The 25,870-nt window shown below is 29.7% G+C and carries 18 protein-coding genes and 1 pseudogene; 15 read left to right on the top strand and 4 right to left on the bottom strand.

Translation table 11 applies throughout. The annotated features are described in order from the left end of the window. Window positions 1-444: YfaP family protein (locus ABY863_RS01115; protein WP_372792412.1), on the bottom strand; the 444-nt coding region annotated here is incomplete at its 3' end. A 232-nt stretch (window positions 445-676) separates the two neighbouring features. Continuing rightward, window positions 677-967 (bottom strand): annotated as a pseudogene (gene ccsA / locus ABY863_RS01120) (cytochrome c biogenesis protein CcsA); the annotation flags it as partial. A gap of 111 nt (window positions 968-1,078) precedes the next feature. Between ccsA and ABY863_RS01125 the strand changes: the two are divergent. The 7 genes from ABY863_RS01125 to ABY863_RS01155 all read left to right on the top strand — a co-directional run bounded on the left by ABY863_RS01125 (window position 1,079) and on the right by ABY863_RS01155 (window position 14,422). Beyond that, window positions 1,079-2,593 (top strand): bifunctional UDP-sugar hydrolase/5'-nucleotidase, encoded by a 1,515-nt coding sequence (locus ABY863_RS01125; protein ID WP_372792413.1) that lies wholly within the window; start codon window positions 1,079-1,081, stop codon window positions 2,591-2,593. A 68-nt stretch (window positions 2,594-2,661) separates the two neighbouring features. Then, window positions 2,662-4,131, top strand: coding sequence for an IMP dehydrogenase (gene guaB, locus ABY863_RS01130; RefSeq protein ID WP_372792414.1), 1,470 nt, complete (start codon window positions 2,662-2,664; stop codon window positions 4,129-4,131). Window positions 4,132-4,669: 538 nt separating this feature from the next. Continuing rightward, a complete protein-coding gene (locus ABY863_RS01135) occupies window positions 4,670-8,149 on the top strand; it encodes a hypothetical protein (RefSeq protein WP_372792415.1) in 3,480 nt (1,159 codons plus the stop codon). A gap of 151 nt (window positions 8,150-8,300) precedes the next feature. Further along, a complete protein-coding gene (locus ABY863_RS01140) occupies window positions 8,301-9,857 on the top strand; it encodes an SDR family NAD(P)-dependent oxidoreductase (RefSeq protein WP_372792416.1) in 1,557 nt (518 codons plus the stop codon). A 164-nt stretch (window positions 9,858-10,021) separates the two neighbouring features. Continuing rightward, window positions 10,022-11,575 (top strand): DEAD/DEAH box helicase, encoded by a 1,554-nt coding sequence (locus ABY863_RS01145; protein WP_372792417.1) that lies wholly within the window; start codon window positions 10,022-10,024, stop codon window positions 11,573-11,575. Between the two features lie 56 nt (window positions 11,576-11,631). Then, window positions 11,632-12,942 carry a DEAD/DEAH box helicase gene (locus ABY863_RS01150; RefSeq protein WP_372792418.1) on the top strand — a complete coding sequence of 437 codons (1,311 nt, stop codon included), beginning with the start codon at window positions 11,632-11,634 and terminating at the stop codon, window positions 12,940-12,942. A 139-nt stretch (window positions 12,943-13,081) separates the two neighbouring features. Beyond that, complete coding sequence (locus ABY863_RS01155; RefSeq protein ID WP_372792419.1) at window positions 13,082-14,422, top strand: DEAD/DEAH box helicase; 1,341 nt, start codon at window positions 13,082-13,084, stop codon at window positions 14,420-14,422. Window positions 14,423-14,537: 115 nt separating this feature from the next. On the opposite strand, the gene ABY863_RS01160 is transcribed toward ABY863_RS01155, so the two are convergent. Then, window positions 14,538-15,638 carry a 6-phosphofructokinase gene (locus ABY863_RS01160; protein WP_372792420.1) on the bottom strand — a complete coding sequence of 367 codons (1,101 nt, stop codon included), beginning with the start codon at window positions 15,636-15,638 and terminating at the stop codon, window positions 14,538-14,540. Window positions 15,639-15,682: 44 nt separating this feature from the next. Next, on the bottom strand, window positions 15,683-16,750 hold the full coding sequence (locus tag ABY863_RS01165; RefSeq protein WP_372792421.1) for a 6-phosphofructokinase: 1,068 nt from the start codon (window positions 16,748-16,750) through the stop codon (window positions 15,683-15,685). A gap of 272 nt (window positions 16,751-17,022) precedes the next feature. On the opposite strand from ABY863_RS01165, the gene ABY863_RS01170 reads away from it, so the two are divergent. From ABY863_RS01170 to ABY863_RS01205, 8 genes are all read left to right on the top strand, one after another. After that, window positions 17,023-17,940, top strand: a complete 918-nt coding sequence (locus ABY863_RS01170; RefSeq protein ID WP_372792422.1) for an EamA family transporter — start codon at window positions 17,023-17,025, stop codon at window positions 17,938-17,940. Between the two features lie 425 nt (window positions 17,941-18,365). Beyond that, on the top strand, window positions 18,366-19,016 hold the full coding sequence (locus tag ABY863_RS01175; RefSeq protein WP_372792423.1) for a DUF47 domain-containing protein: 651 nt from the start codon (window positions 18,366-18,368) through the stop codon (window positions 19,014-19,016). Between the two features lie 21 nt (window positions 19,017-19,037). Beyond that, on the top strand, window positions 19,038-20,831 hold the full coding sequence (locus tag ABY863_RS01180; RefSeq protein ID WP_372792424.1) for an inorganic phosphate transporter: 1,794 nt from the start codon (window positions 19,038-19,040) through the stop codon (window positions 20,829-20,831). 44 nt (window positions 20,832-20,875) lie between these two features. Then, on the top strand, window positions 20,876-22,243 hold the full coding sequence (locus ABY863_RS01185; RefSeq protein ID WP_372792425.1) for an OprO/OprP family phosphate-selective porin: 1,368 nt from the start codon (window positions 20,876-20,878) through the stop codon (window positions 22,241-22,243). A gap of 20 nt (window positions 22,244-22,263) precedes the next feature. Then, window positions 22,264-23,850: a lamin tail domain-containing protein gene (locus tag ABY863_RS01190; RefSeq protein WP_372792426.1), complete on the top strand. Its 1,587-nt coding sequence runs from the start codon at window positions 22,264-22,266 to the stop codon at window positions 23,848-23,850. A gap of 54 nt (window positions 23,851-23,904) precedes the next feature. Next, on the top strand, window positions 23,905-24,657 hold the full coding sequence (locus ABY863_RS01195; RefSeq protein WP_372792427.1) for an SdiA-regulated domain-containing protein: 753 nt from the start codon (window positions 23,905-23,907) through the stop codon (window positions 24,655-24,657). A gap of 33 nt (window positions 24,658-24,690) precedes the next feature. Beyond that, entirely contained in the window at window positions 24,691-25,332 is a 642-nt protein-coding gene (locus ABY863_RS01200; RefSeq protein ID WP_372792428.1) for a hypothetical protein, read from the top strand. A 6-nt stretch (window positions 25,333-25,338) separates the two neighbouring features. Beyond that, entirely contained in the window at window positions 25,339-25,809 is a 471-nt protein-coding gene (locus ABY863_RS01205) for a CYTH domain-containing protein (protein WP_372792429.1), read from the top strand. The last annotated feature ends 61 nt before the right edge of the window (window positions 25,810-25,870 follow it).

Here is a 25,870-nt window from a genome sequence, read left to right on the forward strand (position 1 = left end):
AACAACACTCATCGTTCCAGTTTTTGTAACTTTTACAACTCCATTTTGGATGACTCTTAATGTAAAGCTAGACTCAGCACCTTCAGTTACACAATAGTCATAATAATTAACCCAATATTCATAAGTTCCAGATGGAGCGCTACCATTTGCCCAATAAATATTTTCATTTGGACCTTGAGGACAATCTGCGCATAAACAGTCCACATCCAATGTACCTAAATCTGCCTCTGGATTTGAATAATAAATGATTGCTCCGCTAGGAGTTTTAACATATAAATCTAAATCAACATTGTCGGGATTTGTAAATTGTAAATTAAATCTAGGGTTTCCATCCATACCAACCAAAACAGGTTCATCTGGGTCATTGTTTTTGTCTTTACTACAAGAACTTAATAAAAAAGTAAAAGATAAAATAACTAGAATTGATAAATAAGTTGTTTTCATAATAATTAATTTTAATAATTTTGTATCTTAAATTTAATTAAAAATAATTTAATTAGACTATAATTTAATTAAATTATAGTCTAATTTATATTGATTATCAATAGTTTACCAACTATTATTATGATCTATCTAGAATAATTATTAAATTTACTATTTATTGTATTAAACAAAATACTCTCCAAAATTAAATCAGTTTTGGAGAGTATTTTATAATTTATGGTATAAAGTTAAGCTAGTTAATCTTAAATTTTTTCTTTTTAAAATAAGCAGCAACACATAAAATAATAACAGATGCAACAGCATAATAAACCCAATTAGGAATTGGAATCGGATCTCCAGTTGCATACGAATGTAAACCAGATAGGTAATAATTTACTCCAAAATAAGTCATAATAACTGTTGCAAGACCAAATATAGTAGCAACATTATATGAAAATAAACCAAACAATTTTGGTATAATTCTCATATGTACAATAAAAGCATACACAAGTGAAATTACCAAAGCCCAAGTTTCTTTTGCATCCCTTACCCAATTATTTCATTTATTTTGATTAAGCATTCAGATATTAAAATGGCACTCTTGTTATTTTTAAAATTAATATTAAAGTGTAGATTTGTTATTTAATAAATAAAAATGAAAAAAGTACTTTATATTTTAGTTGGAATAAGTTTATTATTCGCATCATGTTCAACAGAAGATCATACCATAAATTTCACTTTTTTGCAGTTAAATGATGTATATGAAATTGCGCCTTTAGAAGGCGGAAAAGTAGGAGGGATGGCAAGAGTTGAAAAATTGCATCAAGATTTATTAAAAGAAAATCCGAATACATTTATGTTTATGGCGGGAGATTTTTTAAATCCATCTTTGCTAGGAACTTTAGAATATAAAGGTCAGCGAATTAAAGGTAAACAAATGATTGAAGTAATGAACGCTATGAATTTTGATTTAGTTGCTTTAGGAAATCATGAATTTGATTTAGAGGAGCAAGAATTTCAACAACGCTTAAATGAATCTACATTTCAATGGATAGCAACCAATCCTATGCATAAATTAAATGATAGCACCACACAACGGTTTGCGGTTATTAAAGATAGTGTAAGAAATGAATTACCAAAAACAGTACTATTTAATGTAAAAAATAAAGATGGAAAAGAAATTAATATAGGTTTTTTTAGTGCTATTTTAAATGCAAATCCAGTAGAGTATGTAGATTATGGAGATTTTTATGAGTCTGCTAAATATGCCTACAATTCCTTAAAACCAAAAACAGATATCGTATTTGGATTGACTCATGTTACAGTTGAGCAAGATAAAATGATTGCGAATATGCTACCAAATGTACCTTTAATTATGGGAGGTCACGAGCATGTAAATATGTCTGTACCTGTTGGAAATGCTAAAATAACCAAGGCTGATGCCAATGCAAAAACAGTCTATGTTCATAGAATTTCATACAATACAAAAACGAAAGAAATAATAATAAATTCTGAATTAGTTTCAATAACTAAAGAAACGGGTATAGATGAAAAAGTAGCTAAAATTGTTCAGAAATGGACTATTTTATTAGATGAAAAAATAAAAGATGTAATACCCAATCCAGATGAAGTAATTTATACCGCAGTTGAACCATTAGAAGGAAGAGATACTCCAATTAGAAGTGAACAAACCAATTTAGGTTTATTAATTGCTAAATCTATGGCTTTTTCTTTTAACAATGAAGTTGATTGCGCAATTGTAAATGGAGGCTCAATTAGAATAGATGATCAATTACAGGGGGATATTACGGGAATTGATATTTTTAGAGTTTTACCATTTGGAGGGGAAGTTTTAAAAGTAGAATTAAAAGGAAGCCTGCTAAAAAAAGTATTGAATTATGGTAGATTAAAAGCTGGAAAAGGTGCTTATTTACAGCATTATAATGTGGTTTATGATGAATCTTCTAAAACTTGGTTCGTCAATAATTCATTAATTATTGACTCAAAAGTATACAAGGTTGCTTTTAGTGATTATTTACTAAAAGGATATGATATTCCATTTTTAAAAGAAGATAATAAGGATATTCTTAAAGTTTATAAAAATGAAAAAACGGATATAGCAAAAGATATACGAAAAGCTATTATTATGTATTTAAAAAGTCTTCAATAAAATAAAAATAGGTATTTAATATAAATAGTGTAAATTTGCTCGCAATTAAATTCTAAGTTAATTGTACTATGATTTCATACTCTTCAAAATTCGTAGGAGAAGGTTTAACCTACGACGACGTATTACTAATTCCAGCATTTTCAGAAGTATTGCCACGTGAGGTAAATATTCAAGCAAAATTCACTAGAAATATCACATTAAATGTACCAGTTGTTTCAGCAGCTATGGATACCGTAACGGAATCTGAAATGGCAATTGCTATGGCACGTGTTGGTGGTATTGGTGTTTTGCATAAAAATATGTCTATTGAAAAACAGGCTAATGAAGTAAAAAAAGTAAAGCGTTCAGAATCAGGAATGATTTTAGAACCAATTACAGTAACCAAAGATGAAACGGTTCTTACTGCAAAAAACTTGATGCGCGAATATAGTATTGGTGGTATTCCTGTAGTTGATAAGAATGGAAAATTAATTGGTATTATTACCAATAGAGATCTACGTTTTGAAGGTGATAATACACGAAAAATTGAAGAAGTCATGACTTCAGAAAATTTAGTGACTGTTGCTGAAGGGACTTCATTAAAACAAGCCGAACTAATTTTACAAGAAAATAAAATTGAAAAATTACCTGTAGTAAATGCAGATTATAAGTTAGTTGGCTTAATTACATATAGAGATATTATTAAAGTAATTGAGAATCCAAGTGCAAATAAAGATCAATATGGCCGTTTACGTGTTGCTGCAGCTATTGGAGTTACCGGTGATGCATTTGAAAGAGCAGAAGCTTTAATTAAGGTTGGTGTTGACGCATTGGTTATTGATACCGCTCACGGACATACAAAAGGTGTGGTTACTGTATTAAAAGAAATAAAAGCAGTATATCCTAATACAGATATTGTTGTTGGAAATATTGCTACAGGCGAAGCTGCAAAATATTTGGTAGAAGCAGGTGCTGATGCCGTAAAAGTTGGTATTGGACCTGGATCTATTTGTACTACACGTGTAGTTGCAGGTGTGGGTTATCCACAACTTTCAGCTATTATTGAAGTTGCTGAAGCTATTAAAGGTTCTGGCGTACCAGTAATTGCAGACGGAGGTGTAAGATATACAGGAGATATTCCAAAAGCTATTGCTGCAGGAGCAGACTGTGTTATGTTGGGTTCTTTATTAGCGGGAACAAAAGAATCTCCAGGTGAAACTATTATTTTTGAAGGAAGAAAATTTAAATCATATAGAGGAATGGGTTCTGTTGAAGCGATGCAAACGGGTTCTAAAGATCGTTATTTCCAAGATGTTGAAGATGATATTAAAAAATTAGTACCAGAAGGAATTGTTGGAAGAGTGCCTTATAAAGGTGAATTACAAGAAACAATGCATCAATTTATTGGAGGTTTACGTGCAGGAATGGGCTATTGTGGAGCTAAAGATATTGAAGCTCAAAAAGGAGCTAAATTTGTAAAAATAACTTCTGCAGGTATGCGTGAAAGTCATCCCCATAATGTTACAATTACTAAAGAATCACCAAATTATTCGAGATAATAAATATCTTCATAATTATACAATTAAAAACCGAAAAGAAATTTTCGGTTTTTTAATAATCATTTTTAATGTTTATGAGTCCTATTTTGGTCAATCCTCTTTTGTATTGGCTTTCAACACACACACACACACACATTTATTGAAAAGAATTCATAATATAGGGTTCAATCCCTAAGTTAAAGAGTACAATATTTTTTAAATAATTTGTTAAAATATAATTAATTTAAAATGTAAAATCACATTTTAGATTGCTTGAAAACTCTCTTTTAAATTAGGGTGAATCACCTAATTAATCACAAAATTGTAACTATTACGATTTCGCATTTTTCTATACTTTATCCATTAAAAAAAGGTGTAAATTCTTAAATTTGTTGACAGTAGTTAATAAAAAAAATAATTTAATCTTTTCAGTTATATTTAGGATTATTTTACTGCTTATATGAAAAATCATGATTGTTGAATCCAAATGTTTCATATGTTAATAATTATTTTTAAACAAGTCGATAAATAGATAATTTATGGACTTAAATTTTTATAGATGAAAATAGATAATAGACTAAGCGAAGAACAAGAGATTAGAAGAAAAAAAGATACTGTTAGATATATAAATCTTCAATTGGCTTCTTTAGGACAGCCAATATTTGGTGATAATGAAGATGATGAACTAAAACTTTGTAACCCTAAATTTATGGAATTGACCAATGGGTTAATTAAAAGTTTTAGAGAAAAATCTAGATTGCTTTCACACCATCTTTCACCAGTAGATTCAAGAATTCAAAACTTTTTAAATGACTATTTAAAAGATGTTAAATTCGAAAAATCTTATGCCTTACCTAATAATACATTGGTTCTAACACAAAAGGGGCATGCAAGAGAGATTAGTTTACCGCCTAATGGAAGCACTTTTATAAGTGAGAATATAACTTCACATAGAATAAAACAAGGAATATTAAATAATCCTATTCATGATAAAAGAACTACTATTGGAACATTTCATATTGTTCAAGGGGATTTACCAGTTCCTTTAGATAAAAAGGAAGTTCCAAAAATAACTTTTGCTCATTTTTTAAATGCAGCTCTAAATCCATCAGATGAATTAAAAACGTTGCCTTTTACTGCCAATCAAAAAGATAAAGCAAAATTAATGGTTTCATTATTAATGCGTCCAACTGTTTGTCCAGAAGCTAAAGGAATTACCTCTAAAAAGAGTTTAGAAGTTCGTTTTTTTGTTCCAGGAAGTTTGGTAAGTAATTTAGACTTTGTAGAGTCTATTTTTGGAAATGCAGGAGATCCAAATTTAGCTCAAAATGATGCTGCATTAGATACGGAACACTGGACAGGGCATACAGGTTGTATTATTTTGGCTCCACATTTAAAAACACTTAAGAAAAAGGATGTTGGCTTACCACATTTTGATTATGCAACTGACCGTCAAAAAAAGGATGGGATGTGTTGGAAAAATGAGAATGAGTTGTATAATGATGGAGGTGCTTTTAAAGTGTCTTGCAGAGATGACCGAGGAGTGGTTGTAACTCTAATTGCGGATAATTATTTTGGATATTCTAAAAAAGAAATTAAAACTCAAATTAGTTATTCTGCAAATTTATTTGGATTGGTTGAGGAAGAACATTCTGGAGGTGCTATCGCATTTTCAAGAGCTATAATGGGTGATATTGTTGATGGAAAAGAATTTTCTTCAAAATTTGGTGATAAATTCAATTTTGAAGGGGTAAAAATGTTTTTGGGGGACAGAATAGATGTTAAGCCAGAATATTATGCTGTGGATAAAAAATATCCAAATATTATCTATTTACCTGAATTTGCTTATATCAATATCAGTACAAATAGTATTACCTGGACACATAACAATCAGGATCAAAAATTAATTTTATCTCCTGATAAAACGTATGTACATCCAACAGGAAATAAATTTAAGTTGGAGAGACATGGAGCCATTTCCATGTGGAGAATTTTGAATACTGCGGCGGAAGGTGTATTTTGCCATAAGCCTTGTACTGTTTCAGGTGGTGGAAAATCAGAAATATCTAAATCTATGCAAAACGCCATTACTTATAGTGCATTTAACATAGTTGATATTGATGAAGATTTTAAAAAGGCCGATGAGTTAATAGAATATAATTATTCAACAAGATGGGCTAACTATAACCCTGAATTAACTCCTTCGAGATCGTTTTTAAGCCCAGAAAGAACTTTGGGATCAGCAGTTAAATTATTAACACCTTCTGATGAAAATAACGAAGAATTTAATGAGTTCCTAAGAAATATACCTGTTCACATTAGATCTTTGGTTTTATTTATTAAAAGATTGTATCGTCAAGACCATGGAGCACTAAACTGGAAAGACTATATGTCGGTTGAAATCATTAACGGTCAAAATGGAACGGGTGTTAGATATAATAATAACCCTGTAATTGGTAGCTATGTTCGTATTGGTTTTAATCAAAAAGGTACTTGGTTACTAAACAAGTTACGATCTGATTTTGCGCCTAGTCAAAAAATACAAATGGAGGATGATATTTCGGCAACTATTACATTGCCAAGAAATAAATTTAAAAACTTAAACGCTCAATATTCAAACAAGAGTTTTAAAGTTGTAGCTAACTGTGAAGCTCATTTGTTTCAGCGACCAGATGAAGCAATTGTGAGAGGCTATGATAAACAAGCTGAACTTGATTTAGTTTCACCAAATACATATTTAACCAATTATGAGCTTTTAAAGAAGAAAGATGCTATTGAAATTTTTGAAGATGCAATAAACTTTGATAAATACACGCAGCCAGTAAAAGATTTAATTTTAGAAGTTTTAGATAGCTCTAATGAAGAAGAATATTTTGCATTACCATCTCATACACGTATTGTTGATGGAGAACCTACAAAAAACCCTCGCTATTTAGAACGTAATATTCAGGTAAATGAAACAGAAAACAGTTATTTAGGTGAAATAGGTGTTCGTTTAGCTAGAAAAATGAAATCAAATGATCCTGTAATAAATGTTGTAAATGCAGTTTTACCAGGAAGAAGAAATAATCCGGTAGATAAAGAAGCAGGCATTCGCCCTTTAGCTGTATATAATCCTATACACTATCAGGAAGCTCCTGAGTTATTTATGGACTTTATTTCTAGTCTTACAGGGAAATCACCATCCACAACAGGAGCTGGATCTGAAGGTGCTTTAACAAAAGGTCCTTTTAATATGCTTTCTCCAACAACCGATTTAAACAATGCATTACTATCACATATTTTAACTGAGTCTGATGCATTTAGTACAGCTGCTGGTAATATTGGAATTGAAAATAAGGTTGATCACGATATAAGTATACTAATTCCAGAAATTTGGGCACGTTTATCTGTAAAAGATAGAGATCCTAAATTACTTATTGAAAATGGTTCTCTTGAAAAACTTAAAGACTTTGACTATAAAGGAAACAAAGTTTTAGCAAGTCGTTTAGGGTATAGAATTACAAGTACTTTTGCCGTATTATGTTTAAATCGCTTATTTGATGAACCAATTGCAGTATTTAATGAGAAAATGTTAAAGCCTGAATTACAAGGTTTAGAAGATTTTGTTGATGGAATTAATAATATTGTTGAAACTCAGAAAAAAGTAGCACTTCGTTATTTTGAAGATGGAAGTATTGATGCTGCTATTCCACCATTAAAAATACTACTTCATGTAATGGCTTATGGTAATTTTGAAGGAAAAGATATAAGTGATTTAGAGTTAAGAAAATATTTTGATAGAGATTATATAATCAATAGCGATTGGTATAAAGAAAGACTGTTATTGAAACAACAAAAGGATGTAGCTTTTTACAAAAAGCAAATAGCATATCTAGAAAACTTTATTTCGAATACGAATAATGCATCAATAGTTTCTGAAATGAACATTTCAGGTAGACTTGAGAATGTTAAAAAAATGTATAAAGAAATAAATTCAACCAATTATTTAGAAAGCTTAATTGGAACAATAGGAGCAGATCCTTTGCATCGAAAATAAAATTAGTATAAAATAATTTATGAAAAGCTTGAAAATTAATTTTCAAGCTTTTTTGTGATTTTAATGTTAGGTTTTAAAAATATTTAGCAAATATAAAGGGAGACAATCAAACAGATTTAATCCTATATTTGCAGCCTTGAAAATAAAATTTATGAAGCAAATAAATGAGGATGTGAATGATAAGGTAAGTCAAGAGCAAATAGAGACTTGTATTTCAATTTTACAAAAACTGGTTGAAGATACAGATCAAGTATTTGAACTTCCTGAAGAAAAACGAATTGCTTTAATGACAGCGGCTGGATTGCTCACTAGACCGAATCGTGATGAATTTTCTCGTAGAAAAAAAGATGCTAAAAAAGCTGTCAAAAGAAAAATGATAGCACGTGATAAGCATTCAAGAAAAGAAACAGGAATTAGAAGCGCTCGTGAAGCAGCTGTTTTTGTAGCTCCTTTATTAATAAATCTTACAGGAGAAAATAACGATAAAGAGTTAAAATTAGAATCTCCTAGGAATTGTTACGTTTGTAAAGCAGTTTACACAAAATTGCATCATTTTTATGATACAATGTGTACTGAATGTGGCGATTTTAACTATGCAAAACGTTTTCAATCAGCTGATTTAACGGGGCAAGTTGCAATTGTAACAGGTTCTCGTTTAAAAATAGGATATCATATTACACTCATGTTGTTGCGGTCTGGAGCTACTGTGGTTGCAACTACAAGATTTCCAGTAGATTCTGCATTGCGATTTTCTCAAGAAGATGATTTTAGCAAATGGGGAGATCGTTTAAAAATTCATGGCTTAGATTTAAGACATATTCCAAGTGTTGAGATTTTTTGTAATTTTATTGAACAGCAATACGAACGATTAGATATTTTAATAAACAATGCAGCTCAAACAGTAAGAAGACCTGCCGGATTCTTTCATCATTTAATGGAAAAAGAAGAATTGCCATTTGAAGCGTTGTCAAAATCTGCAAGAATGTTATTATCTGACCATAATAACTGTTTGGAAGAATTAAAAACCTTATCAACGGGTGCTATAAATAATCAAAATAATGCGTTACCTGTTACTTGGCATGGTCCAGAGCCAGGAATTGGTATACGATCTTCAGCTAAATTATCTCAAATACCTTATAGTTTTGATAATTCATTAAGTGCAAAAGAAGTTTTTCCTGAAGGAGAATTAGATGCAGATTTACAACAAGTAGATTTAAGAAAAACGAACAGTTGGCGTTTAAAATTAGGAGAAATTGAAACAACTGAAATGATTGAAGTTCAGTTAGTTAATTCTATAGCGCCATTCGTGTTAAACAATCGTCTTTCTAATATTATGAAGAAAGAAAATACAGGTCAAAAACACATTATTAATGTTTCTGCAATGGAAGGGAAGTTCCACCGTTTTAAGAAACAAGATCGCCATCCACATACAAATATGGCAAAAGCAGCGTTAAATATGATGACACATACCTCTGCAGCTACACTTGCAAAAGATGGTATTTATATGAATGCAGTTGATACAGGCTGGGTTACTGATGAAGATCCTGTTGAATTATCAAAGAAAAAAGTTGAAATTCACGATTTTCAACCTCCATTAGATATAGTTGATGGTGCAGCGAGGGTTATGGATCCACTTTTAGACGGAATAAATACAGGAAAACATTGGTGTGGTAAATTTTTAAAAGATTACCGCCCAATAGATTGGTAAAATATTAATTATCAATAGGTTAATGTAATTTAATTATTATTGTAATTGTTTAATAAATTTTTATAATTAAACATAATTTTAACTTATTTTTAAGTTTAACAAGAATTTGTTATTTTAAACCTAATAAAGGCGGTACTTTTGCAATCTATCAAAAAATCATTTACGTGTCAGAAAAATTAATAGAATTAGAAGAAAGAAAAGCTGGAAAAGATCTTTATAGCTATCAGAAAGAAGCTATTAATAAAATTTTTAAAAGTTTTGAAGAATCTCCTGAGGATTATCATTTACTGTATCAACTTCCAACTGGAGGTGGTAAAACAGTGATTTTTTCTGAAATGGTTCGTCAATATTTGAAACACCACAAGAAAAAAGCGCTGGTATTAACACATCGAGTAGAATTAAGTAAGCAAACTTCTAAAATGCTAACTGAGTTTGGTGTAACCAATAAAGTGGTAGATAGTAAGGCAAATTTAGATGATCAAAATGAATATAGCTGTTTTGTAGCTATGGTTGAAACGCTTAATAATAGGTTAAATGATAATAAATTTGATATTTCTGATATTGGTTTAGTTATTATTGATGAAGCGCATTACAATTCATTTACTAAATTATTTGAGTTTTTTAATAAATCATTTATTTTAGGTGTTACTGCAACTCCATTGAGTTCAAACATGAAGCTTCCAATGAAAGACAATTACAATGAGTTAATTGTTGGAGAAACAATTGCTTCATTAATTGAAAATGAATTTTTAGCACGTGCTGAAGTTTTTTCATATAATGTTGGGTTAACTTCTTTAGAAGTGGGTGCAAATGGAGATTATACTGTAAAATCTTCTGAAGATTTATATACGAATAATGAAATGCTTAGCATGTTAGTGCAGGCTTATGAATTACATTCCAAAGAAAAGAAAACATTAATTTTTAATAATGGAATAAACACCTCTATTCAAGTATTTGAAACTTTTAAAGCCGCTGGTTATCCTATTGCTCATTTAGATAATACCTATAGCAAAAAAGATAGAAAAATGGTATTGAAATGGTTTAAAGATACGCCACATGCAATACTAACATCTGTAAGTATTTTAACTACTGGGTTTGATGAGCCAACTGTTAAAACAATTATATTAAACAGAGCCACAAAATCATTAGGATTATATTATCAAATGATTGGTCGTGGTTCACGTATTTTAAAAGATAAATCTACATTTTCTGTAATTGATTTAGGGAATAATACACATCGTTTTGGTGATTGGGGAGCAGATTTAGATTGGCAAAAAATATTTAAGTCACCTAATTATTATTTAGATAAAATTTTAAGTGATGAGGAGTTAGAAAGTAATTTTAAATATGAAATGCCTGCTGATTTAAGAGTTCAATTTTCAAATTCTTCTGAAGTTTATTTTGATATTAAAAAGTTCTATGTAGAATCCATTAGTAATGGAGAATCTTCTAAAGTTGTGTTAGAGAATTCAATAATACAGCATGCAAAAATATGTATTGAAAATAGTGAAGATGTTTATGACGCGTATGATTTATCAAAAAAATTAAGTGATGATATTGATTATAGAATAGATAAATATACGAAATGTATTTGCAGAAGTACACATAACTTTGTGACTTGGTTAAAAGAGGATTATAGAACAAAACTTCGCTTGTATTTAAGAGATAATTTTGATAGAGATTTTGAAATTATTCACGGAAGACCACCAGAAGAATAATATACAATAATAGCTTATTTTATAATTACTTTTCTAAATAAACCTATGTTCATATAATGGCAAATAACATTAAACATCAACAGCTTATTTTAGATAAGTTAGGTATTGAAAATTTAAATTCAATGCAAGAAGAGGCCGCATTAGTAATTAATTCTACTAACAATGTTGTCCTGTTATCACCAACAGGAACAGGAAAGACACTTGCTTTTTTATTGCCAATTATTAAAAATTTAGATGCTGATTGTCTAAATGTTCAAGTGCTAATTTTAGTACCTTCAAGAGAGTTAGCAATTCAAATTGAACAAGTTACACGAGAAATGGGAACTGGTTTTAAAGCTAATGCAGTTTATGGTGGACGCTCAATTTCTAAAGATGAAATAGATTTAAATCACACTCCAACAATTTTAATTGGAACACCTGGAAGAATTTCAGATCATTTAAGAAGAGGCACTTTTTCAACAGAAAATATTAATACTTTAGTTTTAGACGAGTTTGATAAATCTCTAGAAATAGGGTTTAAAGATGAAATGATTGAAATTATTGCTTCGCTTAGAATGGTTAAAAAAAGAATTTTAACTTCAGCAACAAAAGGATTAAAAATTCCTGAATTTGTAGGATTAGAAAACCCAAAAACCATTAATTATTTAACAAAAGAAACGACTCTTTTAAACATTAAAACTGTAATTTCTCCAACCAAAGATAAACTTGAAACATTGGTAGATTTGGTTTGTTCTTTAAAAAATGAACCCGCAATAATTTTTTGCAATTTTAGAGACACTATTGAAATGGTAAGTGATTATTTGAACGATAATCATATTAGTCATGGATGTTTTTATGGTTCAATGGAACAACAAGACAGAGAAAGAACATTGATAAAATTTCGTAATGGAACACATCAATTAATAGTAGCTACAGATTTGGCTGCTAGAGGTTTAGATATTCCTGAAATAAAATACATTATTCATTATCAGCTTCCATTAAAAAGAGATGAATTTACACATAGAAACGGACGAACTGCTAGAATGAACAGTAAGGGAACTGCCTATGTGATTCAATGGAAAAATGAAAAACCTTCAGATTTTACTCAAAATTCTGAAATTGAAATGATTGAAAAACATGCTACACCAGAATCTTCTAAATGGAAAACTTTATTTATTTCAGGTGGAAGAAAAGATAAAATTTCAAAAGGTGATATTGCAGGTTTGTTTTTCAAAGAAGGAAAATTAAATAAACACGAATTAGGAACCATTGAATTGAAAAGTGATTGTGCTTTTGTTGGTGTGGCTGCTTCAAAAGTAGATGAATTGATTAAACGTTTCAATAATACCCATCTTAAAAAAAGAAAAATTAGAGTATACGTAATCTAAATTTGGTTAATAAGCGGGTAGAAGTGTATTTCAGAATTTCATTTTGTCTGCAATTATTGATTTTAATAAAATAATTTATTTACTTCAAGTTATTTATTTTTTAGACTAAAGACTCATTACCTTTGCAAAAATTAAAAATATGTCAAAACAATTCTCTGATTTAGGAATTTCAGCACCCATATTAAAAAGTTTAGTTGATTTAAAGTTTTCTGAGCCTACAGAAATTCAAGAGAAAACAATTCCAATTTTACTTACAACAACTGATGATTTTGTTGGTTTAGCTAAAACAGGAACAGGAAAAACAGCTGCTTTTGGGCTACCTGTATTACAATTAATAGATTTGAATAAAGAGTTTGTTCAAGCTGTAATTTTAGTTCCTACAAGAGAATTAGGGCATCAAATATTTAGTAATATGGAAGCATATGCTACATATTTACCTGAAATTTCTATTGCTGCAACTTGTGGGGGAATTCCTATAAAACCACAAATTGAGCGTTTATCTAAAACAACACATATTGTAATTGCAACCCCCGGGCGTTTAATTGATTTGATAAAACGTAATGCAATTGATATAAAACAAACCAACTTTTTAGTTTTAGATGAAGCTGATGAAATGGTCACTTCTTTAAAAGAAGGTTTAGATGAAATTATTGCTGAATTGCCAAAGAAGAAAAGAACTTTCTTGTTTACAGCAACCTTACCTGGTGCGGTTAAACAATTGGTACAGAATTACATGTCTAAACACGTAACACAAGTTAGTGTAGACATGAATATTGTAGGAAATTTAGGTATTGATCACGAATATGTTGTTGTAGAACCTATTGAAAAGTTAGACGTATTAATGCATTTTTTATCTTCAAAAGAAGGAGAACGAGGTATTATATTTTGTAAAACAAAAGCAGCAGTTAATAAATTAGCAAAAAACTTAGCCATTCATAAATTCTCATCAGGTGCAATTCACGGAAGCTTAACACAGCCTATTCGTGATCGGATTATGGGACAGTTTAGAGAAGGTTATATCAATATTTTAGTTGCTACAGACTTAGCCGCAAGAGGAATTGATGTAAAAGAAATATCATATGTAGTAAATTATCATTTACCTGATGTTGCTGAAACGTATGTTCATAGAAGTGGAAGAACAGCAAGGGCAGGAGCAAAGGGACTTTCATTAATTGTTTTACAAAAAGAAGAAACACCTAATTTAGCTGATTTTCAAAAAGAGCTGGGAATAACTTTTAAAGAATTTAAAAAGCCAAATGTACAAAGTATTGAAGAAAATAACATGTTATTATGGGCTAAGAAACTTTTTAAAACGAAACCAAATAATGAAATTTCTCAAACTTTAAAAGGTGAAATAAAAACTATTTTTCATCATTTAACAAAAGAAGAATTGGTAGATAAATTAGTAGCTAATTATGTATTGCAACATAAAAATGAACTAATTTCAAAAACAGAAATTACTCGTAAAAAGAAACAGTAGTTTGTATCTGTTATAGTACGAATTATAATGTTATTAGATAAAGTAAAAACCTCTTTGGAAGATTAATTCTATCTTCCAAAGAGGTTTTTTAAAATATTAATTTCACTTTTAAATATTATCTATCTCCAAAAGACATTCCTATTCCTCTTGCAGTATGTACTAATGATGAATCTGGTTTTACAATATTGTATTTACTAATTGCCTCTAAGAAAGGGACCGCTACAATACTTGGGTGTTGATAAGCTACCATTTTCCCAAAATCTCCTTCTAGCGCTAGTTCCATTGCTTTTACGCCAAATTGAGTAGCTAAAATACGATCAAATGCAATTGGCACACCACCACGTTGTAAATGCCCAAGAACAGTTTCTCTCATGTCCGCATCACAACCAGCAGCTTTTAAATCTTGCAATAATTTATGGGCAACTCCTCCTAATCTAATATTAGCATTCCCAACTTCATCATTTTGTTTAGATAAAATATCACCATCTATAGGTTTAGCACCTTCTGCAATAACAATAATTACATGTCCTTTACCATTTTTGAAGCGTTTATTAATAACTTTAAGAACGTTATTTACATCATATGGAATTTCAGGAATTAAACAAATCTCAGCTCCTCCAGCAATGGCAGAACTTAAAGCTATCCAACCTGCATCTCTACCCATAACTTCAAGTATAATTACACGGTTATGTGAAGCTGCCGTTGTTACCAATCTATCTACAGCTTCAGTTGCAATTTGCACAGCTGTTTGATACCCAAAAGTGTAATCTGTTGCAGATAAATCGTTATCAATAGTTTTAGGAACACCTATAATGTTAAGACCTTTTTCAAATAGTGTTTGTGAAATACGTTGAGAACCATCACCACCAATACTTATCACAGCGTCAATTCCTAAATGTTTTAATTTACGAATCATTTCATCTGAACGATCAATAAAAGACCAAGTACCATCATTTTCTTTAACAGGCCAAGCTAATGGACCTCCTTTATTAGTAGTTCCTAGTATTGTACCACCTTGATAGTGAATTCCTGATACTCTTTTTTCACTTAACTCCATTAATTCAGTAGGTTCACGTAATACGCCATCAAATGATTGTATACTACCCACAACTTCCCAATCTTCTGTTTGAGCAGCACGTTTTACAATTCCTCTTATAACTGCATTTAACCCTGGGCAATCTCCTCCACCTGTTAATACTAATGCTTTTTTCTTCATTATTACCTATATATTTTTATATTATTGACTCTTTTAAATAAAAATTAATCACCAAAACTAACTCCAATTCCTTTAGCCGTGTGGATTAGATTATGTGATAATTCAACTTTATTGTATTGATTAATTACTTGTTTCAATGCGATATCGGATAATTCAGAACTTTGATGAATAGCCATAGTTCCAAATTTCTTTTCTAGCACCAATTCAAATGCTTTAACTCCAAGTTCTGTTGCTAAAATTCGATCAAAAGCTATTGGAGTTCCTCCTCGTTGTAAATGGCCAAGAATAGTTTCTCTAACATCAGCTTCAAAATTTACTTCTTTTAATTTTGTTGCAATTTTTCGAGCAATACTTCCGTCTATAATTTTACCTTCTTCATCTTTAAAATGTGCACCTTCTGCAACTACAACAATTGCATAGCCACGTCCATAACTTGAAAACCTTGAAGTTAATTTTTTTAAAACTTGATCCATCTTAAATGGAATTTCTGGAATTAAACAAACACTTGCTCCTCCTGCAATTGCAGCATTTAAAGCTATCCAACCGGCATCCTTACCCATAACTTCCAAAATTATAACACGATTGTGTGATCTTGCGGTTGTTATTAATTTATCAACAGCATCTGTTGCTGTTTGTGAAGCTGTTTGAAACCCAAATGAATAATCTGTAATAGCTAAATCGTTATTTATAGTTTTTGGAATTCCAACAATATTGACTCCTTTTTGAAATAGTTTAAGAGAAATTTTATGAGATTCATTTCCTCCAATGTGTATTACAGCATCAAAACCAAAAACTTTAAGATTATAAATTAATTTATCGGAAACATCTTCATTTACGATAGAGCCGTCTGGTTGTTTTACTGGATAGTTAAACGGATTACGCTTATTGTTGGTAGATAAAATAGTTCCTCCTTGCGTATGAATACCTTCAACATCTTTTTTTGTAAGTGGTATTATTTCAAGAGGTTCTGATAAAATACCATCAAATCCATTAATACTCCCTATAATTTCCCATTTAGATTCTAGATTGGCACGCTTTACAATGGCTCTTATTACAGCATTCATTCCAGGGCAATCTCCACCACTATTAACAATTAAAATTCTTTTTTTCATTCTGTTTCCCAATTCAAAGGGCAATTTATATGTGAAAATTTATTTTATTTTATTGTAGAAAAATATGATTCTTGAAGAGGGCAAATTTATAAAAATATTAGATTAATAACAATGTTTTTGAGCTTAAATTAGCAATATGATTTATTTTTATAAAACCAACCCTATTATTTTTAAAACTAAAAAATCTAAAATTAGCATTTATTCAAATTTAAATGAGTTATAATCAGTTTGAATTTGTTAATATTGACATCTTTAAAAAGATTAAAAAATTTATGGAAAAACCTCGAAATCTTGTAATTATTATTGTTGCTTTTTTTGCTATTTATGTGATTTGGGGTTCAACATATTTGCTTAATAAAATTGCAGTTACTGAATTGCCTCCATTTATGTTGGCTTCAATGCGTTTTATTACTGCGGGTTCTTTAATTTTTATCATAGCAAAAATTGTAGGATTTAAAATTGCTATAACTCGAAAACAGTTATTTAATACAGCGGTAGCAGGTTTTTTATTTTTAAGTTTTGGGAATGGTGTAATTGTATGGGCACTTAAATATGTTGATAGCGGTTTTGCGGCTCTTGAAGTTTCTGCACAACCTTTAGTGGTTTTATTGATGATGCGTTTTTTTGAAGGTAAAAAAATTAAATTAATGTCTATAGTTGGTACTATTTTAGGAGTTATTGGTATTTTTTTATTGGTAAGTCAAAAAGAGATTGTAACTCAAGAAGGTACTATATTAGGAGTTGTTATGATATTTGCTTGTATGGTAAGTTGGAGTTATGGAAGTTTGTTTGTAGCTAAAGCTGATTTGCCTTCTAATTTTTTTGTAAATACGGGCTATCAAATGATTACTGGAGGTATTATGTTATTAATTGCAAGTTTGCTATTTGGTGAAGTATGGATTTTTCCAACGGAATGGAGTCAGCCAGTTCAATTATCTATGGTGCTACTAATTATTTTTGGTGGAATTGTTGCATTTACAGCTTTTAACTACCTCTTAAAGACGGTTTCTCCTGATAAAGTGGCAACTTCTACCTATGTGAATCCTATTATTGCGCTTGCTTTAGGCTGGTATTTTTTAAATGAACAAATTACTACGCAATCCATTATTGCAGCAACTATTCTTTTAATAGGAGTGTATTTTATTAATACAAAGAAAAAATTGGTTATTTACTCAAGGTTTAGAAAATAATTGTGAGTTTGCCCTTTATAATACTTTTATTAAATAAAAAAGTTAGTAATAATTAGTGTCTTTTATTAAACCCTTTTAAAAGTTAATACCACATATAAATAATATTTATTCATCTTCTTACACAATAATTCTTTAATTTTTTTATGTAAAGAGTTCTTTCATTAATTAAAGATGGAAATTTGGGTCAATATAAGTTGATTTTGCACACTACATTAATTTTTTTAACAAAACAGAAGCACTACAAAATATTTGTGATTCAATAGTTAAGCACTACTATTGTTTTGTAAAATGATACATATCAAGTATCTATAAATATTTTAGACACTACTTAAATTTATCTGAAATTACACTATGATTATTATCATATTATTGAGTATGTTTTATATTTAATTTTGAGTTTTAAGTAATTAAGCAAAATTTATAGGATGATAAATATATTTAAAACTTCAAAATCTGTAGCATTAAGTATTGATGATTTTTTTGATAAAATTGATTTAGGAATTTTAAATTTTAAAAAAGGAATTAATAGTTATATAAAAGGAAATAGCGAAGAATTCGATTTAAATTTAAAGACACTTAATTTTTTAGAAAAGGATGCGGATTCAATAAAAAGAAAAATTGAGAATGAATTTTATCTACATTCCTTAATGCCAAATTATGCAAGTGATATTTTAAATTTATTGGAAAGTGTTGACGATATTATTGATAGAGCAAAAGATGTAATAAATCAATTTGATGTTGAAAAACCTCATTTACCAGAAGAAATTATAAATGATTATTTAGAGCTAGTTACTTTATCTGTTAAATCTGTTGAGAATGTAATTCCTGCTGCTAGAATATTTTTTACTTCTCCAGACCAAGTAAAAGATAAAATTCAAAAAGTACTTTTTTATCATAGAGAAACAGATGTACTATCAAATAATATTAAACGAAAAATATTTCAAGAGCTTGAGACTTTAAAATTAAGTGAAAAAATTCATTTACGCTACTTTACGTTTCATATAGAACAAATTTCTGATGCCTCTAAAATTGTAGCTCAAAAATTATCTTCACTAGTTATTAAAATTAAAATGTAATTAAATACAAAAAGCTATAGAATGTTTTTATTTTTTCTTACAAGCGGACTTTTTTTAGGATGGACATTAGGAGCTAATGATGCTTCAAATGTTTTTGGTTCAGCTGTAGGGTCTAAAATGATTCGTTTTAAGCAAGCTGCCATAATTGCTTCAATTTTTGTGGTGTTAGGAGCTGTTATACAAGGTTATGGAGGCTCTGAAACTTTGGGTAAATTGGGTTCTGTTGATGCTTTAGGTGGTGCATTTACAGTAGCTTTAGCGGCTGGTGTATCTGTGTTTTGGATGACAAAATTAAAACTTCCAGTTTCAACTTCACAAGCTATTGTAGGTGCAATTATTGGATGGAATTTTTTTACTGAAAACCCAACAGATCTTAATTCGCTTACAAAAATTGTAACAACATGGATCTCAGGTCCTATTTTAGGAGGAATCTTTGCCATTTTACTTTTCTTGTTATTGCAATATATTTTAAAGAAAAGTAAAATTCACATAATTAAACTAGATGGTTATATAAAATTTGGATTATTAGTTGTTGGTGCATTTGGTTCTTATAGTTTAGGTGCAAATAATATTGCAAATGTTGTTGGTGTATTTGTTCCATCAGTACCTAATATAATATTAGATTTTGGTTTTTTTACACTGAATGGGATGCAATTATTGTTTTTAGCTGGGGGATTGTCTATTTCTTTAGGTATTATCACTTATTCTCAGAGAGTGATGATGACGGTTGGGAATTCACTTATGAAATTAAACGCCGAAACAGCAATAGTTGTAGTGCTGGCACATTCATTGGTTTTATTTGTTTTTTCTTCTCAAAGTTTATCAGATTTATTTGTAAGAATTGGGCTTCCAGAAATACCACTTGTGCCAGTATCTAGTTCACAAGCAATAGTAGGCGCTATTCTAGGGATAGGATTATTAAAAGGTGGAAAAAATATTCAAATAAATGTGATAGGAAAAATAGCATTTGGATGGGTTGTAACACCAATTATAGCAGGTTTAATAGCGTTTTTTGCGTTATTTTTTATGAGTAATGTTTTTAACTTGAAAGTATCTGAAAATACTTCAAAATTTATAAAAAATGATATAACCATTAGGCATAATAATATAACAGATACTACTGAAACAAAAATCATTGACAATTTTGATGTTGTTTCTAATGAAGTTACTAAAGTCAATATTTATAAACCCCTTGTTATTATAATAATTGTGCTTCTGTTAGTATTGATTCTATATCAACTATATGTCATAAATAATTTAAAAGATAAAGATAAACTTGAAGAATATCAAGAAAGTATTGAAAGATATAATATTCAACAAAAATTATTAGAGAATGAATTAAAAATTACCACTGATGCAAATAGTAAATTAGAAAAAGAAATTGAAGACAAAGAAATAGAACAAAAGAAAATTGCATTAAGTATTATTAGAAAAAATGAAATTTTATCAAAATTAAAGGCTGAAATAGAAAATTTAAAATTAAAACCAGAAGGAAAACTCAAGTTTAGTGATTTAAATAGTTTAAAAATGTTAATACTTGAAAATTTAAATGTAGAAAAAGAACGTAAATCATTCAATAAATATATTAAAGAATTAGACCATGCATTTTACCAAAATTTAATTAAGAAATATCCAGATTTAACAGATAATGAAAAAAAACTTTGTTCTTTATTACGATTAAAATTAACGTCAAAAGAGATAGCTTCTATATTAAATATAACCCCTAAAAGTGTTGAAGTCAATAGATATAGGTTACGTAAAAAAATGAATATAAATAAATCAGAGAAACTTTCTAAAATAATAAGAAATCTATAAGTCTAAAATTAATTTTTAAAAACAAGTATTAAAATAAATATATTATGAGAAACAAATTTTACACATTGCTAGTAGCATTGGTCCTTTATAGTATTGGATCCTTTGCTCAAGAAGACAAAAAAACTGATTCTATCAGGGTTAATCAGTATGGTCAGGAAGTTAATTTTCAGCCTTTAACTGGTGAAGCACAAGATGGCATTTTGAAATTTACTTCAGCTGATAAAAGTTATTCTATTTGGATGGATAACAGAGTTCAATTTGACGGCGCTATGTTTTCTAATAATGTATTAAATCCAATAGGAAATGGAGTAACTATTAGAAGAGCACGGTTTGCTATGAAAGCAATTTTATGGGAAAACTGGTATGGAGAAATAGATTTAGACTTTTCTGGTTCAGCAACTGAGTTAAAAGATGCTTATGTGAAATATACTTTTGATTCTGGGGATTGGAATATTAAAGCGGGTCATTTTAAAGAAAGTTTTGGTATGGAAACCACTTCTACTTCAAGATATCTAACTTTTATGGAACGCTCTTTACCTTCAGAATTTGACCCATCACGTCATCTAGGTGTTCAAATTAATCATTCAGCTGATAAATATTTATTAACGGCAGGTATACATTTTAGTACAGTTGGGGATATAGAGGAAGTAACATTTACACAAGATAATAATAAAGATAATGGAATAGATGACGGATATTCTTTAACTGGTAGAGCTGTATTTATACCAATAAATGATGCTGATAAAGTACTTCATTTAGGTATTGCTGGAACTTATAGAACTCCTAAAGTTGATTTGGAAGTTCCTAATTCTTATAGATTTAGTACAAGATCTCATTCTGGAATTAACAGAAAAAAATATGTGGATACTGACGACATCTTAAATGTTGATAATAATACCATGGTAAATTTTGAATTAGCAGGAAGATATAAAGGATTTATGTTTCAAAGTGAATATAAATTAAATACTGTGAATAGAACTGATGATTTAGACGCTATTAAGTTTGATGGTTTTTATGTGCAAGCTGCCTATTTATTATTTGGAGGACATCATAACTATAATGCAGAAGAAGGGGAATTCACAAGAGTTACAAGAGGAAAAGAGTATGGTGATTTGGAAGTTGCACTAAGATATGATTTTGTAGATGCAAACGATTTTGATAATGAAATTTATGGTGGTTCGGCTGAAGGCTACTCATTTGGTCTAAATTATCATTTTAATCCAAATGTTAAATGTATGCTTAACTATGTTTATAATAACAATGATAGATATGCAAATGGAAAATACAAACTATTTGTTGGAGAAGATATTAATGGTGATTTAACAAAAGATCCTGCAGAAGTTGTTTATACTAAAGGTAACGGTGGTGATGACTTTGGAATGGTTTCTTTCAGAATAGAAATTGATTTTTAATAATTTAAAAAAGCTATACAATGAAAAATATAAAATATTTATTAGTAATAATAGTAACTTTAGCAACAACGTTTAGTTGTGTTGAAGATGAAGTGCTAGTTGATAACTCAGGGCCAGTAGTTGCTGCTGAAGTTAAAATTAATGAAGTAATGTCAACTGGTGATCCAGATTGGGTAGAATTATATAATGCTGGTAGTCAAGCAATTGATTTAACGGGATATGCATTAAAAGATAGTAGTACAAAATGGACAATTCCAAATATTTCAATTCCTGCAGGAGGTTATATTGCTTTTGATTGTGATGGTTTAGACTCAAACGGATCTACAAATTTTAAAATATCATCTGGAGGTGAATCAATTACATTATTTAACTCTTCTGATGATATTATTGATGAAATTATGACTCCGGATATGGCTGCACAGGTAGGATTGACATATGGTAGAGAAGTAGATGGTGGGGATGTTTGGGTTGTTCAAAGTCCTTCAAAAGGAACTGCTAACAGCAATGTAAATAATCCTCCTGTAATTAATGCAGAACCATTAACTGAATTTGACAATCTATATACTGTTACAGTTTCTGATGCTGGAGGAGTAGCAACAGTAAAATTGGTGTTTATGATAAATGAAGGTGTACAATCAATTGATATGGCATTAGTGGAAGGAGAATATAAAACTTCAGTGCCTAAAGCCAATGTTGGTGATACCGTACAATATTATATAGTAGCAACAGACAATACCGGTTTAAAAACCTACTATCCTGAAAACGGCAATAATGTACCTGCAATTTTTACAGTTGTTGGAGGGATTGATGAATTAGAAATAGTAGGGGAAAGTGCTGGTTATAGAGGTGAAGTAACTTTTACAGCATATCCATATTATCCAGAGCAAGTTAGTGAAATTAGATTGTACTACTTATTGCCAGGTGAGTTACAAGATGATGTAAATGATGATAAAACTAAAGTGGTTTTAACTCAAGTTGGTGATACTTTTGTAGGTGTTGTTCCTGAACAAAATACAGATGATGTAGTTAGTTATTACCTTAGAGTTGAATATGTAGATGGTACTCAAACTTATTATCCTGTAGAAAACGGAGGAGATTTTAATCACGATTTAGGTACAACTTGGCCAAGTTATACTGTTGAAGAAATTGTATATGATGAAGTTGTTGAAACAACAGTAAATTCAACAGAAGGACCTTTAACAAGCTTAACGTTTCCAACAAATCCAATACCTGGAACAGATATCAATCTTGTTTTAACATACATTAGTTCAGAAGAAATTATAGAAGCACGTGTTTATTTTGCAGTTGGTGATACGCCAGTTTATATAAAAGAAAATAAAGTTTCGGGTGAAGATGATGCTTCATTTACACAAACGGGAGTAACTATTAATTTAAAAGATGTGGTTACTGATATTGATGGTTTTTCATTAAGTGAAACTGGTGCAAAAATTTCTTTCTATGTGCGTATTGCAACAGCTACAGCTGAGTATTACTATGCATATGATGGAACTATGTATTTAGATAATACTCCAGGAGGAGGAACAACAGATGAGTCTGATACTTTTAAAGCAGACACTTCACTTTGGAATGTATATAATGTTCAATAATTAAAATTTAAATTTCAGCTTGTGAAATGAATCACAAGCTGAAATTTTTAATAAATGCTACAACTAAAAAAAAATATAGTTATTGCTATTTTAAGCATTTTCTTGGTTTTTAGTTCATGCAGTAAAAATAACGATGTTTCAATAAACAATCAGTTAGAATTAATTGCCAGTTATAAAACGAATGTCTCAGAGCCGTCAGGATTAGCAATAAATAGTACCGGAACAGTTTTATATACAGCAAGTGATAATACGAATAAAATATATAAGCTTTCAATAGCTGGAAATATCCTTCAAACATTTAATTATATAGGGAATGACTTAGAAGGTGTTTCATTATTTACTGATACTAAATTATTACTTGCTGAAGAAAGAACGAAGGAAATAGTAGAATATGATATGAGCACAAGTAGTTATCAAAAACATAAAATTGAGTATGAAAACAATGATGAAAACAGTGGTATAGAAGGAGTTTCTTTTAATTCAAATGACAATACCATTTTTATATTGAATGAAAAGAATCTAGGATTGTTAATTAGATTAAGATCCAACTATTCAATTATTTCAACCTATGAATTAAATTTTTCTTCTGATTATTCTGGAATTTTTTATGAAAGTTTATCAAATAATTTATGGATTGTTAGTGATCAAAATAAAACCATTAATAAATGTAATCTTGTAGGAGAACTCATAAAAAGTTATCCAATAAGTGTTACAAAAGCAGAAGGAATTGCAGTAACCAATGATAAAATTTATATAGTAAGTGATTTAGATTCAAAACTATATATTTTTAAAAAACCAATTGAATAATAACCCAACAAAGCAAGAATAAACCTAATTATTATGGGAAAACCAGAAATGAAAATAGGAGAAATATCTAAACCCCGATTTGAGTTTAGAACATTCGGTCAAAATTTTGAAGAATCGGCTAAAAGAATGGCAAGATTATCAGTTCCAATTCCAGAAAAAGTTTGGGAACGGGAATCGGTAGAAATTTATATCTTGTCAAAAACAAATGACATCAACAATACCAAAATACGTGATGGTAAAATGGATATTAAAACATACATAGAAACCGTTGATGGATTAGAACAATGGAATCCTTTAATGAAAGGAGAATTCCCAATTGCAAAAGAAGTATTAGAGAAAGATGTATTTCCTGCATTTCAAGTAAAAATGCCTAAGCTTACAAAAGACACTTATACTGTTGAAGAATTTTTAGCAATGATTGACGCTCATCCAGATTTACAAGGTGTTCGTGTTTATAAACAACGTTTTGGTTATATGGTAAATAATACCTTGTGCGAAGTTGGAAATGTTTTGATAAATGGAGCTAAAGTTGTTACCATTAATTCAGAATCAACTGAAATTGAAGATATTAAAAAAACAATAGCAGATTGTAAATTAGATGGTGTTGAAAACATAAACTATTTACAAGCAATTAAAAGAGTAATAGGTTGGATTAATAAACCATTAGCAAATTAAAATAATATGGCACAAGAAATAGAACGAAAATTTTTAGTGAAAGGTGATTATAAAAATGTAGCAACAAATAGCACGAAAATTGTTCAAGGATTTATTTCAACCGTTCCAGAAAGAACTGTTCGTGTTCGAATAAAAGGAGATAAAGGGTATTTAACCATAAAAGGAATTGGAAATAAAAGTGGCGCTTCAAGATACGAATGGGAAAAAGAGATACCTATTAATGAAGCTAATGAACTCATGGCTATTTGCGAGCCGGGTGTAATTGATAAAACACGTTTTTTAGTTCCAGCAGGTAATAATTTAGTCTTTGAAGTTGATGAGTTTTATGGAGACAATGAAGGTTTAACAGTAGCTGAAATTGAATTACCCTCAGAAGATACAGTTTTTGAGAAACCAAGTTGGTTAGGAGAAGAGGTAACAGGACAAGTAAAATATTACAATTCTATGTTAATGAAAACTCCGTTTAAAAATTGGTAAAAATAAATTAGTAGAAGCTATCTAAAAAGTAAAAATAACTGTCAACCTTAACTTGTTTCAG

It is taken from the genome of Lutibacter sp., from assembly GCF_041562875.1.
In the GTDB taxonomy this organism is placed as follows: Bacteria; Bacteroidota; Bacteroidia; order Flavobacteriales; family Flavobacteriaceae; genus Lutibacter.